General features: G+C 69.8%; 13 protein-coding genes. All 13 read left to right on the top strand.

What is annotated here, in order from left to right; all coding sequences use genetic code 11:
• The first annotated feature begins 17 nt into the window (after window positions 1-17).
• The 13 genes from ACZYRS_RS30145 to tagH all read left to right on the top strand — a co-directional run bounded on the left by ACZYRS_RS30145 (window position 18) and on the right by tagH (window position 15,147).
• Window positions 18-2,612, top strand: coding sequence for a DUF2169 family type VI secretion system accessory protein (locus tag ACZYRS_RS30145; RefSeq protein ID WP_463422141.1), 2,595 nt, complete (start codon window positions 18-20; stop codon window positions 2,610-2,612).
• The gene (locus ACZYRS_RS30140; protein ID WP_463422140.1) at window positions 2,609-3,661 is read left to right on the top strand and encodes a pentapeptide repeat-containing protein; all 1,053 of its coding nucleotides are present in this window, start codon (window positions 2,609-2,611) and stop codon (window positions 3,659-3,661) included. The genes ACZYRS_RS30145 and ACZYRS_RS30140 overlap by 4 nt, the downstream gene beginning before the upstream one ends.
• A gap of 52 nt (window positions 3,662-3,713) precedes the next feature.
• A complete protein-coding gene (locus ACZYRS_RS30135) occupies window positions 3,714-4,397 on the top strand; it encodes a DUF3540 domain-containing protein (RefSeq protein ID WP_463422139.1) in 684 nt (227 codons plus the stop codon).
• Between the two features lie 22 nt (window positions 4,398-4,419).
• Window positions 4,420-4,815, top strand: a complete 396-nt coding sequence (locus ACZYRS_RS30130) for a DUF4150 domain-containing protein (RefSeq protein ID WP_093443987.1) — start codon at window positions 4,420-4,422, stop codon at window positions 4,813-4,815.
• 56 nt (window positions 4,816-4,871) lie between these two features.
• Window positions 4,872-7,283, top strand: a complete 2,412-nt coding sequence (locus ACZYRS_RS30125) for a type VI secretion system Vgr family protein (protein WP_463422138.1) — start codon at window positions 4,872-4,874, stop codon at window positions 7,281-7,283.
• Window positions 7,284-7,293: 10 nt separating this feature from the next.
• The gene (locus ACZYRS_RS30120; protein WP_463422137.1) at window positions 7,294-7,797 is read left to right on the top strand and encodes a DUF6484 domain-containing protein; all 504 of its coding nucleotides are present in this window, start codon (window positions 7,294-7,296) and stop codon (window positions 7,795-7,797) included.
• 29 nt (window positions 7,798-7,826) lie between these two features.
• Window positions 7,827-8,588 carry a DUF4150 domain-containing protein gene (locus ACZYRS_RS30115; RefSeq protein ID WP_198788256.1) on the top strand — a complete coding sequence of 254 codons (762 nt, stop codon included), beginning with the start codon at window positions 7,827-7,829 and terminating at the stop codon, window positions 8,586-8,588.
• A 31-nt stretch (window positions 8,589-8,619) separates the two neighbouring features.
• Entirely contained in the window at window positions 8,620-9,102 is a 483-nt protein-coding gene (locus ACZYRS_RS30110; RefSeq protein WP_463422136.1) for a hypothetical protein, read from the top strand.
• 51 nt (window positions 9,103-9,153) lie between these two features.
• The gene (locus tag ACZYRS_RS30105) at window positions 9,154-9,648 is read left to right on the top strand and encodes a hypothetical protein (RefSeq protein ID WP_198788254.1); all 495 of its coding nucleotides are present in this window, start codon (window positions 9,154-9,156) and stop codon (window positions 9,646-9,648) included.
• A gap of 14 nt (window positions 9,649-9,662) precedes the next feature.
• Window positions 9,663-10,742 (top strand): DUF2169 family type VI secretion system accessory protein, encoded by a 1,080-nt coding sequence (locus tag ACZYRS_RS30100; RefSeq protein ID WP_463422135.1) that lies wholly within the window; start codon window positions 9,663-9,665, stop codon window positions 10,740-10,742.
• 25 nt (window positions 10,743-10,767) lie between these two features.
• The gene (locus ACZYRS_RS30095; RefSeq protein ID WP_463422134.1) at window positions 10,768-13,131 is read left to right on the top strand and encodes a TIGR02270 family protein; all 2,364 of its coding nucleotides are present in this window, start codon (window positions 10,768-10,770) and stop codon (window positions 13,129-13,131) included.
• Between the two features lie 4 nt (window positions 13,132-13,135).
• Window positions 13,136-13,306, top strand: coding sequence for a hypothetical protein (locus ACZYRS_RS30090; protein WP_463422133.1), 171 nt, complete (start codon window positions 13,136-13,138; stop codon window positions 13,304-13,306).
• A gap of 122 nt (window positions 13,307-13,428) precedes the next feature.
• Window positions 13,429-15,147, top strand: a complete 1,719-nt coding sequence (gene tagH, locus ACZYRS_RS30085; RefSeq protein ID WP_463422132.1) for a type VI secretion system-associated FHA domain protein TagH — start codon at window positions 13,429-13,431, stop codon at window positions 15,145-15,147.
• Window positions 15,148-15,209 lie beyond the last annotated feature (62 nt).

Raw genomic sequence — 15,209 nt, 5'->3', positions numbered from 1 at the left:
GAACGCCGGACGCGACCATGCAAGTCATCAAACCCCAGGCGCTCGGCCTGTCGACGCGCCCCATCGAGTTCCGCAAGCGCTTCGGCCTGAGCGTCAGCGCGTGCCTGCACCTGCCCTTCGCGCAGGGCGAGCGCGGCTCGCTGTGGGCCGAGCAGTCGATGTGGTCCTTCCTTGCGAAGGAGATGGCCACGCCTTTGATCGACGAAGGCGTGGCCAAGCTCACGCCGGAGTTCCTGGTGCACGGCAGGGCCTTCGCGCCGCCCGAGCGGCCCAACGCGTGCGCCGTGCGGGCCCGCTTCGGCACGCGCGAGAAAACTCTGCTGGTGTTCGGCGAGCGGCACTGGGACGGCGCGCGCGCCACCACGCCGGTGCCTTTCGAGCAGATGCCGCTGGATTGGTCCAAGGCCTACGGCGGCCCGGACTTCGCGCTCAACACCGCCGGGCGCGGCCGCCAGAAGACCGACGGCACGGCCTGGCTGCCCAACACCGAATTGCCGCACGACCGCCTGCTGCGCCCCGACCAGGTCGTTGCCCCGGCCGGCTTCGGTGCGCTCGACGTGATGCATCCGCAGCGCGTGCAGTACCGCGGCACCTACGATGCCGACTACCTGAAGCAGCACGCGCCGGGCTTCGCGCCCGACACCGACTGGCGCTACTTCAACCTCGCGCCGGCCGACCAGTGGATGGAGTCGGCGCTCGTGGGCGACGAGCCCTTCTCGTTCGAGAACATGCATCCGCACAAGCCGCTGGTCGAAGGCCGGCTCCCCGGCATGCGTGCGCGCGTCTTCGTGGGCTACCGAATGGAAAACGCGGAGCCCAAGATCCGCGAAGTGCCGCTGCGCCTGACGACCGTGTGGTTCTTTCCGCATGCCGAGCGCTGCATCGCCATCTTCCAGGGCCTGGCCGAGGTCGGCACCGACGATGGTTCCGACGTGGTCAGCCTCATGGGCGCCGTCGAGCGCGTGGGCGAGCCCAAGGCCGATGCCCACTACCTGGATGCCGCGGCCAAGCGCGCCGATCCGGCGATGGGACCGGTCTACGCCATCGTCGACAGCGACCTGCTGCCCGAAGGCGTGAGCACCGCCGACCCCGACGTGGAGGCCGCCAAGGCCCCCTTCGCGAGCGAAGGCCTGCAAGGCGAGGCCCAGCGCCGCCGCGCGGAGGCCGACGTGGAGATCGCGCGCGAGAAAGCCATCGCCCTGGGCCAGGACCCGGACGCGCTGGGCATCCGCATGCCGCCGCGCGAGAAGGTGCCCACCGGCGACGAGCTGCCCGCGTACCTGCTCGCGCAGATGAAGGAGGCCGAGGCGCAGAAGTGGGCGTCGATCGAAGACGCCGTGACCGCCATCGAGAAGGCGCTCGCGTTCGCCGAGGAAAAGAAGGTCGACATCGCCGCGCTGCAGCACCGCGGCCCGCCCACCTACGACCCCGACAGGCACCTGGCCCAGATGCAGGCGATGGTGGGCGGCACCACCCAGGCGCTGGACCTCAAGCCGATGTACCCGCAGCTGTGCCGCATCGAGGATGCCGACCGCGCGGGCTACCTGCAGGCCGCCCACATGCAGCCACCGGCCTTCGCCATGCCGCCGGACGAGGCCGCCAGGCTGCGCAGCGAGGTCGCGCGCGCCAGCGCGGCGGGCGTCAAGTTCTTCGCGGGCATCGACCTCACCGGCGCGGACCTCTCGGGCCTGGACCTGCGGGAGGTGAACTTCGAGGGCGCGTGGCTGGAGAGCGTGAACTTCGCGCACACCAACCTCTCGGGCGCCAACCTCGCGGGCGCTGTGCTCGCGCATGCGAACCTGGAAGGCGCGATCGCCATCGGTGCGAAGTTCGGCAAGGCCAACCTGGGCCGGGCGCTGCTCGCGCGCGGCGTCTTCGACGATGCGGACTTCTCCGAAGCAACGCTCATGCATTGCGACTTCGCGGGCACGCAGATGCGGCGCGCGAATTTCACCAAGGCCAACCTGCTGGAGACGACCTGGGGCGATGCGGACTGGACCGGCGCGCTGCTGTCCGGCCAGCTCTTTCACAAGCTCGACCTGCGCGGCATGCGCTGGCCCGAGGCGGACCTGTCGGTCTGCAATTTCCTCACGTCGGACCTCTCGGGCGTGGACATGCACGGTGCGAACCTGGCCGCTGCCACCTTCGCGACCTGCAGGCTCGATGGCGCCAGGCTCATGGGTGCGCAGTGCGTGGGCGCCGTGACCGTGAAGAACACCAGCCTGGCCGGCGCGGACCTGAGCCAGGCCAACCTGCGCAACTTCAACTTCGGTGGCTGCGATCTGCGCGGCGCGAAGTTCGTGCGTGCGGTGCTCGACGGCGCCAACCTGTGCGAGGCGCAGCTCGAAGGCGCGGACCTGCGGCTGGCCAGTGCCAAGGGCGCGCTGCTGCGCAAGGCCGGCTGCGCCAACGCGCTGCTGTCGGGCGTGGACTTCAGCGATGCCGTGCTCCAGGGGGCCAACCTGCGCGGCGCCGACCTGCGCCGCAGCAACCTCTTTGGCGCCGACCTGAGCCGCGTGCGCCTGGACGGCTCGACCAGCTTCGACGGCGCGCTGCTCAAGCGCGCGCGCACCTGGCCTCGCCTCACCCCCGAAGAGCAGGTGGCGGCATGACCCCCAGGCTGCTGGCCATTGCCGTGGGCGTGGGCGAGACGCTGGAAGGGCTCGACCTGCGCAAGGGCGCCTACGCGGGGCTGGCGCTGGGCGGCGGCGTGTTCTCCAACGTCAACTTCGCCGAGGCCGACTTTCGCGATGCCGACCTGCGCGAGACCGTCTTCGAACTGTGCGACCTGCGCGGCGCCATCGCCTCGGGCGCGAACCTGCGCAAGGCCGTGTTCAATCGCTGCATCCTGGACCATGCGGACCTGCGCCAGTGCGACCTGCACGGCGCGGTCTTCACCGAATGCGAGATGTCGCATGCCCAGCTGGCCGACGCCTCGATGACGATGGCCACCGTGGCCCGCTGCCGGCTCGACCACGCGGGGCTGCGCGGCGTGAAGCTCGACTCCGCCGTCATCAGCCAGTCGGTGCTGCTGGACGTGTGCGCCGACGGCACCAGCTGGCAGTACACGACGGTCAACGAATGCGACCTCTCGCACCTGAGCTGGGCCGGCGCGCGCATGCTGCGCAACGTGTTCTTCAAGACCTCGCTCAAGGGCATGTCGTTCGCGGGACTGGCGCTGGAAGGCTCGCAGTTCTCGTCGGCCGACCTGAGCGGCGCCGACTTCAGCGGCATCGCGCTGCAGCAGTGCAACTTCCAGGGCGCCAGGCTGGACGGCGCAAGGTTCGCGCAGGCGGTTGCGCCGCTGGCGATCTTTTGCGAGGCGGCGGGCCAGGGCGTCGATTTCTCGGGCGCGCGGCTGCGGCAGGCGCTGTTCACGGGGGCGTCGCTGCCGCGGGCCAACTTCGCGGGCTGCGACCTGTACCAGACGCACTTCGCGGGCGCCAAGCTGCAGGCCGCCAACTTCACCGGCGCGGAGCTCACCTATGCCGACTTCCGGCATGCGGACCTGGCCGCGGCCGACCTGCGCCGCGCCACCCTGCTGCGCACCGTGCTGCACGGCGCGATCACCGAGAACGCACAGATGAGCGATCGCGCGCGCGCCATCGAATCCGATCCGGACCTGCAGGCGTCCGAACGCTGGCAGCCGCTGGCTGCCTGACGCAATCGCATGAATGAATGAACGAACAGAGAGAGCAAAAGGGGAACGCACCATGAACGCAACGCTGAAGAAATCCGCCGGTGTGCCGGCCCGCAAACACCGGACGGCCAAGGCCATTCCCGGCGAATGGTGCGTGGGCATCGTCGATGGCGCCGCTGGCGTCGGGAGTGCCGGTGCCGGCGCGAAAAGCGCGCTCGCCGTGACCAGCGGTGACCTGCGCCTTCGTGCCACGCGCGCCGCCAGCTGCCTGCTCGAGCCGGCCGCCGGCGACAGCGTGGCGTGCCTGCGCATCGCCCCCGACGAAGTCTGGGTCATGGCGGTGCTGCAGCGCGAGGAGGGCACGCCCAACATCGTGAGCTGCCCGGGCCAGATGCGCATTGCCGTGGACGGCGGGGCGCTCGAACTGGCGGCCGCGCGCGTGGGCCTGCGCTCGGACGAGCTGGACATCGCCACGCACAAGACACGCATGGCCACCGACACCGCGGACGTCGTGGGCCGCCAACTCAGCGTGGTGGCCACCAGCTTCAAGCTCGTGGGCTCGGTGCTGTCGTCGGTGATGGACCGCGTGCAGCATTTCAGCAAGCACTACCTGCGCACCACCGACGGCATCGATCGCGTGGCCGCCACGCACCTGGAGTGCGAAGCCAAGCAGCTGCTGCGCCTGGAAGGCGAGCACACGCTGGTGAACGGCCGCGATCTCATCAAGGCGCGCGGTGCGCAGATCCATTTCGGTTGAAGACAAGAAGAAAGACGCCGTCATGTTCGCCAACTGCCAGCTGATGGGCACCGACATGGGGTTTCCCGATGTCTGCATCACACCCGCCGCACCGTCGCCGATCCCGGTGCCGTATCCGAACATCGCGATGGGGCCGATGGCGATTCCGAACTGCCCCACGGTCCTGGTCATGGGCGCGCCGGCGCACAACCTGGGCACCACCATTCCCATGACCAACGGCGACAACTCCGGCGTGCTGCTGGGCGTGGCCTCGGGCACGGTGATGGGGCCGAGCCGCCACATGACCGGCGCATTCACCGTGCTGTGGATGGGCATGCCCGCCTCGCGCCTGACCAGCGTCTCGCTGCAGAACAGCACCAACTGCCCGGGCGTGCGAACGGTGCCCAGCCAGCCGCTGGTGCTGCTGCTGGCGCCGTAGAGAAACTTCGGCAAAGACCGGCGCCCCAGCGCCGCGGAAGGGGAGAAGGCCAATCCATGGCTGATCACGAGTTCCGTATCGAAAGCGATTCGCCCGTCAACGGCGAGCTGATGTTCTGGCGCATCGTGGGCCACGAGGCGCTCGCGCGCCCGTCGACCTACGAGCTCACCGTGCTCTCGAAGAACCGCGCGCTCGACGCCAAGGACATCCTGGGCCGCGCGTTCGACGTGGTCATCGAGTTCCAGGACAAGGACGGCGGCGCGCACGAGCGCCACTGCCAGGGGCACGCGGTGCGCTTCGAGCGCACCGGCCACGTGGGGCGCCACTTCGAATACCGCATCGGCCTGCGCTCGTGGTTCTGGCTGCTCACCAAGCGCATCAACTCGCGCATCCTGCAGGACAAGAAGGTGCTCGACGTGCTCGACGCGGTGTTCGAGGACAGCCCCATCAAGCGCTTCAAGAAGACCGAGACCAGCAACGTCATCGGCACGCACAACCCGCGCCGCTACTGCGTGCAGCACCAGGAGAGCGACTACCAGTTCCTATCGCGGTTACTGGAAGACGAAGGCATCTACTACTGGTTCGACGCGCACGATGCGGCCGGCACCATGCACCTGTCGGACGCGAGCGACATGGCGCACGACAAGCTGCCGGTGGAAGGCACGCTGCGCCACGTCGCGACCGACACCACCGAGGCGCGTCACAACGAGATCTCGCGCTGGGTGAGCGCGCGGCAGTTCGACACGGGCACCTACGCTTCGCAGGACAGCAACTTCAAGTCGATCAAGAAGAAGCTCGAAGCCGCGGGCGGCGCGCCCGACAAGCACGAGCTCGCGGAGTTCGAGGCCTTCGAATTCGCGGGCGGCTATTTCTCGGGCGGCGACGCGGACGACAAGGGCAAGCTGCGCGGCGAGGAGATCGTCGCGCGCCGCCAGCGCCACTGGGCGCTCACCACCTGGCCCGACGTCGCGGCCGGGCGCAGCTTCAGCTTCGAGGGCGATCCCGACGGCGCGCGCGATGGCGACTACATCATCGCGGCCTGCACCTTCGCTGCGAGCCACCCGGGCTACGAGAGCATTCCGCACAGCGCGCCGCGCATGCCGATCGAGCGGACGCTGCGCGAGGCGCTCGCCGATGACGCCGTGAACCCGGTGAACGCCGAGGCGCGGCCCGCGCTCGACGCGCTGATCGCCAGCGCGCCCGCGCTGCGCACCGACCCGCAAGGCACGAGCGCCTTCCTCATCACCGCGCTGCCCATCGACGTGCCGTTCCGCCCGCCGCGCCTCACGCCGCGTGTGGTGATGCCGGGGCCGCAGTCGGCCATCGTGGTGGGGCCGGCGGGCGAGGAGATCCATGCCGACGACTTCGGCCGCGTGAAGGTGCACTTTCACTGGGACCGCTACGACAAGAGCGACGAGAAGTCGACCTGCTGGGTGCGCGTGTCGCAGCCGTGGGCGGGCAAGGGCTGGGGCGGGTACTTCATTCCGCGCATCGGCCAGGAGGTGATCGTCGACTTTTTGAACGGCGACCCCGACCGGCCGATCATCGTGGGCCGCGTCTACAACGACGACCAGCCGATCCCGTTCGGCTCGCACACGCAAAGCGGCTTTCGCACGCGCTCCACGCCCAAGGGCAGCGCCTCGAACTGCAACGAGTTCCGCTTCGAGGACAAGAAGGGCTCCGAGCAGGTGTACCTGCACGCCGAGAAGAACCAGGACATCGAGGTGGAGAACGACGAGACCCACTGGGTGGGCCACGACCGCACCAAGACCATCGATCACGACGAGACCACGCACGTCAAGCACGACCGCACCGAGACGGTGGACAACAACGAGACGATCACCGTGCACGGTCAGCGCACCGAGACGGTCGACAAGAACGAGACCATCACGGTCCACATGAACCGCACGGAAACGGTGGACCTGAACGAGACGATCTCCATCGGGCAGAACCGCACCATCACCGTCGGCGCGAGCGAGGCGGCCACGGTGGCGCTGCAGCGCACGCACACGGTGGGCATCAACGAGACCATCACCGTCGGCGCGGCGCAGGAGATCACCGTGGGCGCGATGCAGGCGGTGACGGTGGGGGCGAGCCAGACGATCAATGTGGGGGCGACGCAGAACGTGACCATCGGCGCCGACCAGACCGAGTCCATCGGCGCCAACCGCGCGATCAAGGTCGGCGCCAAGCTCGCGATCAACGTGGGAAGCGATGCGGCGATGACGGTGGGCGGGGGCCGTTCGTCGAGCATCGACAAGGACGACACGGTCAGCGTGGGCAAGAAGTTCGTGGTCGATGCCGGCGACGAGATCTCGCTGACCACGGGCAGCGCGAGCATCGTGATGAAGAAGGACGGCTCCATCACGATCAAGGGCAAGGACATCCTGATCGAGGGCTCCGGCGCGGTGAACGTCAAGGCCTCGGGCAACGTGGTGGTCAAGGGTTCGAAGATCACCCACAACTGAAGGAGCCGACATGAGCGGACGCGATGAAGCACTGGCGCGGCTGATGCCGGCCACCGGCGACAACCCCGGCGCGATACAGCTGGGCGTGCGGGTGGCGCGGCTCGTCGCGCTGACCGGCGCGGGACCCTGGGTGCGCATGGAAAAGGAAGAGGAAGAGGAAGAAGAAGAAGAAGAAGAAGAAGGCGCATCGCCGCTGTGCGCACGCACCACCGTGCATCTGGGCGATGAAGACGTGGGCGGCGATGTCGTGGTGGCCTTCGACCGAGGCGATCCGCAGCGGCCCTTGATCCTGGGGCGCGTGTTGTCGGGGCAGGAGGCACAGGAGGGCGTCGTGCATGCGCAGGCGGACGGCGACCGCCTGGTGCTGTCGGCGCGCGAGCGCATCGTGCTGCAGTGCGGCGGCTCCAGCATCACGCTCACGCGGGCGGGCAAAGTCCTGATCAACGGCCATTTCGTGCAGACCCGCGCCACCGGTGTGAACTCGCTCAAGGGCGGGTCCATCGAGCTCAACTGAGCGCGGCGCCAACCACCCGGGATGCCCCGATGTCGCTGACCGTCTACGCCGAAGGCATGGGCCTCTTTCACAAGGGAAGCGGCGGCAAGGGCGTTGCGCCGGGCGATGTGTGCCTGACGCCGCCGCCGCCGCCGGGCGGCCCGCTGCCTGTGCCCTACGTGAACGTGTGCAGCGCGTCGGACCTGTCCAAGGGGAGCAGCTCGGTGCTGATCGACGGCGAGCCGACCGCGCTGGAGGACGCCTCGGAGGTCAGCACCAGCACCGGCAACGAAGCGGGCACGCAGGGCGGCAACGTGGTCACGCACAAGACCAAGGGCAAGGCGGTCTTCTCGAACTGGTCGCACACGGTCAAGGTCGAGGGCAAGGGCGTGTGCCGCCACGGCGACCCCATGGGCCAGAACTGCGCGACGCCCCCGGTGGGGATCATCGAGCCGGCCGCGCTGGTGCGCGTGGCGAATGCCCATGGCTGGAATGGAACCGAGCCCTGCAAGAACCGCTACAAGCGCCCCAAGGAGGGCAAGCCCAATGCCGCGCAGCGCAAGAAGATCGCGGGCAAGAAGTGCTGGAAGTGCAAGTGGCGCAACGCCACCGTGCCCGACCACCAGCCGCCGCTGATCGTCGCCTGGTACCGGGGCGGATGCAACGCCGTGGCCAAGTTCAAGGAATGGGCCAAGTCCACGGCGGCCACGTCCAAGGGCCACTGCAGGCCGTGTTCGAGCAAGCAGGGCGGCACGGTGTCCAGAAGGCACGGGACGGCGCGCGTGAACGCCTTCCTGAACAAGATCAAGTAGCAGCCACCAACCGAACCCGAAGGAGAAGCCGATGAGCGACTACAAGGAATTGTTCGACGACTACGTCGTCGAGATGCGCCAGGCCAGGGCTGTTGCGCTGGCCTGGTGGCAGGCCCTGCTGCTGGGCGAGACGCAGGCCGGTGCCGATGCGTCGGCCGCGCAGGAGGCCGTCGACAGGCGCTGGCCGCTGGGGCCGGTGTCGCACCCGTTCGTGATCGCGGTCTTTCGCAAGTACGCGCTGGAATGCCAGCGGCTGAACGACGCGGCGGAGGAGGGCGAGGACGATGGCGATGGCGATGAAGCAGACCTTGACGAATCCGATGAAGCCGATTGGGGCAGCGAAGACATCGACGAAGAGGACGAGCAAGCCGACCTGGAAACGCTGGAGGCGCCGGTCGAGCCGCGCGAGCTGCTGATCGAGATGCTGCCCAACCGCGTGGAGGACCTGGCGGAATTCATGGCGGACTTCGTCTTCACGCCGCTGGGCCTCGACAAGAACGAGCGCTGGATCTGAAGGGTCCGGTTTCGCCATGCACACCGATGCACATCGAATGAAGGAATTCCCATGAAGCCGAAGTACATGACAGAAGAGGGCATGAACGACGGAATCGCCAGGCTGCTCGTCGCGCCGCGCGATCTGGCGCTCAGCGGCGCGGCCGTCGTTCATGTTTCGCCCGCGCGCGGCGAGGCCTCGGCCGCGCACCGCGCGCTCTTCACCAAATACCGCAAGGACCTGAAGAAAGTGCTGGACGAGGCGGTCGAGTGGTGGGCCTATCGCACGCAGTCGCTGGAAGAGGAACTGGGCTCGGCCAAGCAGGCGCGGGTCGCGAACTGGGCCGAGTTTCCGGCGGGGCCGGCGTCGGACCCGAACACGGTCGCAGTCATCCGCAAGTACTGGCTCGCCTGCAGCGCGCTCAATGCCAAGGAGGCGCCGCCGGTCGCCCCCGAGTCCTTCCTGCTGCAATGGGTGGTGGACGAAGGCGACATGGAAACCGCCGAGTTGCTCTCGGCGATGCCGTACTGGCCCGTCGGACTGGACGGCGCCGGCCACTGGACCTGACACGGTGCCCCCGCATGACGCCCGCGATCTTCAACACCACGCCCTTCGCGCAGCAGTGCATGCTGCTGATGGACCGGGACGGGCAACTGTTCTTCTGCATCCTCGTGTGCGCGACCTACGGCTTCGATGACGCGGGCGAGCCCTTTGCCCTGCCCGAGCAGGTGCCGCCGCCGCTGGGCGACGAGCCGGGCGGCGTGCCGGGCCGGTCGTCGCTGCGGCGGGCGAGCGCGGCGACCGCGGCCAAGCCCGCGGTCGATTTCATCCTCAACGCCACCGCCCACGCGCCGCACGGCAAGGCGGTGACGGAGATGGCCGTGGGCGTGCGCGTCGGCGGCTGGCGCAAGGTGCTGACCCTCACCGGCGACAGGCAGCGGGCCGGACTCACCGGCACCCGCTTCTCATCGCCGCAACCCTTCGTCGCCATGCCGCTGCGCTACGAGCGCGCGTTCGGCGGCAGCGTTCGCGACGCCGCGGACGCGGTGAGCGCATGCCATCTGGAAAACCCCGTGGGGGTGGGCTGGCGCGGTGCAGCCTCGTCGGACCCGTCGGTCGCCAGCGACCTGCCCAACATCGGGCCTTTCGGACACATGATGGGCGCTTCCGACACCGCGTTTCCGGTGGCCGGCTTCGGCGCGGTCGCGCCCAATTGGACGCCGCGCCTGAACCATGCCGGAACCTACGACAAGGCCTGGACGGATTCGCGCTGGCCGTTGCCGCCGGTCGATCTGGACCCGCGCTTCGCGCAATGCGCGCCGCTCGATCAGCAGTGGCCGCACGCGATGCCGGACGAGGAAGTGCAGCTGGCCAACCTCACGCCCGAAGGCCTCTGGCGCTTTCGCATGCCGGCCCCCGACATCGGCGTGACCGTGCTGCACTCCAAGGGCATGGTGCAGCACCGCCTGCGCACGGACACGGTGTACGTGGACGCCGAGGCGCGCACCGTGTCCGTGCTGGCGCGGCATTGCCTCACCGGGCTGCGCACGCTGGGCCTGGTGCGCGAAATCGTCATCGGCGATGTTTCGCCGGCCTGGCTGCGCGCGCAAGAGCGCGGCAAGCGCTATGTCGGGCGCGACGCGCCGGCGCTCGCCCACTGAACCGGCCGGACCCGGGCGCCGCGTCATGCAACTGATCTACGCCACCGGATGCGTCACGGCCGTCGGCATGGATGCCGCGCAGACCTGCGCCGCCATCCGCGCCGGGCTGAGCGGCGTCGAGGCGGTGCTGCCCGACACGGGCGATCCGCTGCTGGCGGCGCCCGTGCCCGCGGCTGGGAAGTTGAAGCCCTCGCAGGAGGCCTGGCTGCGCAAGATGCTGCTGCGCGCGGTGCGCGAATGCCTGGCCGCCTATGCCGGCGACATCGCGCGCTGCGCGCTGTTCGTGGCCCTGCCCGAGCCGTTTCGCCGCCACGCGATCACGCTGGACGGCACGGGCCACGCCTTCATCGCGCGGGCGATGCGCAGCCTGGGCCTGCGGCCCTCGCAGCACTCGCGCGTGCTGCTGGAAGGCCATGCATCGGCCGCGGGCGCCATGGAACTTGCCGATGCGCTGCTCGCGCGCAACGAGATCGATGCGGCGCTGATCGGCGGCGTCGATTCGATGCTCAACGACGAGGATCGCGAACGCCTGCACGACAGCGGACGCCTGCACGAAGCCGCCAACCCGTTCGGCCTGATCCCCGGCGAGGCGGCCGCCTTCTTTCTGACGGGCCGTGCCTCGGGGCCTTTCTCCGAGCCCGCGATGGCCTGCGTCTTGGGCGCGGCCCAGGCGCAGGAGGCCGACAGCCTGCGCACCGACCGCTATTCGGTGGGCAGCGGGCTGCAGCGCGCGATCGATGCGGCGCTGCGCCGGGCCGGGGCGGCCGAGGAACAGATCGAATGGCGCATCACCGACATCAACGGCGAGCGCTACCGCGCGTGGGAGTCGACGGCCCTGCTCGCGCGGCAGTACCGCGCCTGGCGCGACGGCCTGCCGTGCATCCACCTGCCGGCATTCACGGGCGACGTGGGATGCGCCACCTTGCCCCTGCAGGTGATCGTCGGGGCGCACGCGATGTACTGGGGCTACGCGCCAGGCGCCGTCGCGGTGTGCGAGTCGTCCTCCGAAGGGGAGATGCGCGGCGCCTGCCTGATCGCGCCGGCCGACGGCGCGCGAACGCCTCCCTTTCGCGCCTTCGCTCGTGCGGACGGTGCCGCGCCGTCGGCGCGGGCCGTGGTCGCGCGGCAGATCGAGCGGCTCCCGCACGAACTCGCATGGCTGGTCCAGCATCGCGCGAGACTGGTCGGCGGGCGGGACACGCTCAAGCGGCTCGCCGGCTTCGACGAGCGCATCGACGCGCACATCGCGTTGCTTCGCACCACCGAGGCCGAAGGCTGGAAGGCCTGCATCGCGTGCGCCGAAGATGCCGGCCCCGGCGGGCTGTTCGCGCCCACGGTGCTGGCGGTGGAGTCGGGCGACACGATGCATGTGCGGGAGGTCCTGGCAGCGGCAGCGGGCGTGCAGGTCGAAGACGAGGTCTGCAACGAGAGCCTGGTGGGGGCGTTCGGCTGGGTTTCCAGCAAGGCCCTGCAGGGGCTTGTGGTGAAGATGGCCGCGGCGGACGCGCCGCTGGCGCGCTACCTGGCCACCGCCGCGATGCACCTGCACCGCACGCCGCCCGGCGACTTGCTGTGGGCGCTGCTGGACGACGGCGATGACGCGGTTCGCGCCCGGGCGCTGCAACTGGCGGGCGAGGTCGGCGTCGTGGGCAGTATCGATCGGGTGCGCGAGAACCTCGGGCACGGGAGCGCGCGGGTGCGCCTGCGCGCCGCGGGCGCGGCGTTGTTGCTGGGGGATGCGCATCCCGCCATCGAGGTGCTCCAGCAGATCGCCGAGGGCGGCACGGCCGAGGCGCCCGAGGCGCTGGCGCTGTTCGTGCGCGCCGCCGAACTGCCGCGGGCGCGCCATGTGCTCGGGCAGATGGCACAGGCCATACAGGGCGCCGAGGGACGCCCGGCGCTGCGCCGGCTCATCGAGGCCTGCGGCGCCGCGGGCGATGCGCAGCTCGTGCCGTGGCTGATCAAGCAGCTGGACCATCCCGAGTCGGCGCGGATCGCGGCCGAGTCGCTGCGCACGATCACCGGACTTTCCGTGCAGGCATCCTCGCTTGCAGGGGCATCGGCCGGGCGCGGCAGCCGCGGGCTCACGGACGATCCGGACGACGACAACGTCGCCGAGGACGAAGACGCCGATCTGCCGTGGCCCGACGCCCCGGCGATCGCCCGCTGGTGGCAGGCCGACGGCCATGTCTTCACGCCTGGCGTTCGCTACTTCCTGGGCCAGCCGCCCGGGCTGGCGCACTGCGTGCGCGTGCTGCGCCATGGCCATCAGCGCCAGCGCGCGGCGGCAGCCCAGCACCTGGGTCTCCTGCAACCCGGAACCGTGTTGTTTCCCGTTGGTGCCCCGGCCTGGCGGCAGCAGCGCTGGCTCGATGCGCTGGCGGCTTGAAGAGATGCAAGCCCGCTACATCCTCGCTGCGCTGGCTGTTGTCTTCCTGATCGCGGCCACGGCGCGATGGGCGCGGCATGCGCCGCGGCGCCTGGATGCCGCCGTGCGCACCTGGCTCCTCATCGCCTTCATCTTCACCGCCGTCGCAGCCTGGCTGCAATGGCATACCTCTTAAGGCGAGATTGCCAACGTGCCCCACGGAATGAATACTCCTTCTGAGTTTTTTCGCCCTTGCACGCCGTGCGCGCACGGGCTGTGTACGGGCATAGAAAGGCCTAGAGCCTCGGGGGCCGATTCATGATCCATATCGCTGTCATCACCCGGCAAGGCGCTCCGGCGGGGCAGCCCATCGCCGCCGATTTCGGGCCCAACGGGGGCACCATCGGCCGGGCCGACACCAACACGCTGGTGCTGGACGATCCGGACCGCACCGTCTCGCGCGTGCATGCGCAGGTGCTGTGCCGCGACGGCCAGTATTTCGTGATCGACCGGGGCAGCAATCCGATGCAGTGCAACGGCGTGTCGCTGGGCTCTGGCAAGGAAGCGCCGCTCACCGATGGCGCGCGGCTGGTCGTCGGCAGCTTCGAGCTCAGCGTGCGCATGACGGCCGCGGCGCCGCCGTCGCTGGCGATTCCCAACACCATCATGTCGGCACCGGCCGGTGCTGCTGCTGCTGCCGCGAGCACGAGCGACGATCCGTTCGCCGACCTGCTCGCAGGGCTGGGCTCGCCGCCTGCACCCGCGCCCGCTTCGTCCGGTGGCGCCAGGGCGCCGGCACCGGCCAGCGCCGAGTCGCTGCTCTTCCCCGACCCGATGGAGACGGGCTCGCGCAATGCGCAGGCCGCGCAGGTCGATCCGTTCGCGAATCTGCTCGGGACCACGCCGAGCTCCGCGCCGTCCGCGGGCATCGGGGCGCTCGACGATTTCTCCGACCTCGGCGCGCCGCCCGCGCATGGCAAGGCCTCGGGCATCGACGAGCTGTTCGGCGGCATGGGCGGCGGGGGCGGCATCGGCGGCGATCCGCTCGCGCTGTCGCCGCTGGCCGATCCGCTGCTGCAGCCGAACACGGCGTCGTCCGCAGATCCGCTGGCTGCGCTGCAGAGCGCGGCGCCGCCCACGCCTACGCCGCGCTCCGACCACCTGCCGATCGACCAGTTCGGCTTCACGCCGCCGAAGGCGGTGACGCCACCACCTCCTTCGCCTCCACCACCACCACCACCCGCGCCCGCACCGGTGGCCGCGGCACCCGCGGAGGTGCTGCCGCAGTTCGACGACATCACGGGCCAGCCGATCCGCATCAGCGGCCCCGAGTTGGGGAGCCGGCCGCTGGAGTCGCTGCCTCCATTGCCGCCTCCACCTGCGCCACCACCTGCGCCACCCGTTCCGCGCGCGGCCGCGCCGCGTGCCGAACGCGCGGCCTCCGACGACGAGCTGCTCGCCGCGTTTTTGCGCGGCCTGGCCAGCACGCACCAGCCGCCCGAGATGCTCACGCCCGGCCTCATGGAGCGCATCGGCTCGATGCTGCGCAGCGCCACCGAAGGCACGCTGCAGCTCCTGCTCACGCGCCAGGAGTTCAAGCGCGAGGTGCGCGCCGAGGTCACGATGATCGCGGCGCAGGCCAACAACCCGCTGAAGTTCTCGCCCACGGTGGAGGTGGCGCTCGCGCACCTGCTCGGGCCGGGCGTGCGCGGCTTCATGCCGCCGGAGGCGGCGATGCGCGATGCCTTCAACGATCTGCGCGCCCACCAGTTCGGCGTGATGGTGGGCATGCGCGCGGCGCTCGCGCATGTCATCGGGCGCTTCGAGCCCGAGGAGCTCGAGAAGAAGATCAGCGCGAAGTCGGCGCTCGACGCCATCTTCGCGGCCAACCGCAAGGCAAAGCTCTGGGACCAGTTCGTGGCGCTGTACGGCGGCATCGCGAGCGAGGCGGAAGACGATTTCCACAACCTCTTCGGCAAGGCGTTTCTCCAGGCCTACGAAGAGCAGATGGCGCGCCTGAAGTCCGACGGTCAGTGACGCAGAAGAACAAGAGCAAAAAGCAAAAAAGCAGAACGACGGCCTCGGTCGAAGCCACCACA

The organism is Variovorax sp. AC194, assembly GCF_979257995.1.
The sequence above is the reverse complement of the archived record's forward strand: the minus strand, read 5'-3'. Positions and strand labels throughout refer to the sequence as shown.

What these genes read in the sequence shown, in the direction of transcription:
- ACZYRS_RS30135 (WP_463422139.1), top strand. Translation starts at nt 3,714, where the DNA reads ATGAACGCAACGCTGAAGAAATCCGCCGGTGTGCCGGCCCGCAAACAC.
- ACZYRS_RS30110 (WP_463422136.1), top strand. Translation starts at nt 8,620, where the DNA reads ATGAGCGACTACAAGGAATTGTTCGACGACTACGTCGTCGAGATGCGC.
- ACZYRS_RS30090 (WP_463422133.1), top strand. Translation starts at nt 13,136, where the DNA reads ATGCAAGCCCGCTACATCCTCGCTGCGCTGGCTGTTGTCTTCCTGATC.
- ACZYRS_RS30125 (WP_463422138.1), top strand. Translation starts at nt 4,872, where the DNA reads ATGGCTGATCACGAGTTCCGTATCGAAAGCGATTCGCCCGTCAACGGC.
- ACZYRS_RS30115 (WP_198788256.1), top strand. Translation starts at nt 7,827, where the DNA reads ATGTCGCTGACCGTCTACGCCGAAGGCATGGGCCTCTTTCACAAGGGA.
- ACZYRS_RS30095 (WP_463422134.1), top strand. Translation starts at nt 10,768, where the DNA reads ATGCAACTGATCTACGCCACCGGATGCGTCACGGCCGTCGGCATGGAT.
- ACZYRS_RS30120 (WP_463422137.1), top strand. Translation starts at nt 7,294, where the DNA reads ATGAGCGGACGCGATGAAGCACTGGCGCGGCTGATGCCGGCCACCGGC.
- tagH (WP_463422132.1), top strand. Translation starts at nt 13,429, where the DNA reads ATGATCCATATCGCTGTCATCACCCGGCAAGGCGCTCCGGCGGGGCAG.
- ACZYRS_RS30130 (WP_093443987.1), top strand. Translation starts at nt 4,420, where the DNA reads ATGTTCGCCAACTGCCAGCTGATGGGCACCGACATGGGGTTTCCCGAT.
- ACZYRS_RS30100 (WP_463422135.1), top strand. Translation starts at nt 9,663, where the DNA reads ATGACGCCCGCGATCTTCAACACCACGCCCTTCGCGCAGCAGTGCATG.
- ACZYRS_RS30105 (WP_198788254.1), top strand. Translation starts at nt 9,154, where the DNA reads ATGAAGCCGAAGTACATGACAGAAGAGGGCATGAACGACGGAATCGCC.
- ACZYRS_RS30145 (WP_463422141.1), top strand. Translation starts at nt 18, where the DNA reads ATGCAAGTCATCAAACCCCAGGCGCTCGGCCTGTCGACGCGCCCCATC.
- ACZYRS_RS30140 (WP_463422140.1), top strand. Translation starts at nt 2,609, where the DNA reads ATGACCCCCAGGCTGCTGGCCATTGCCGTGGGCGTGGGCGAGACGCTG.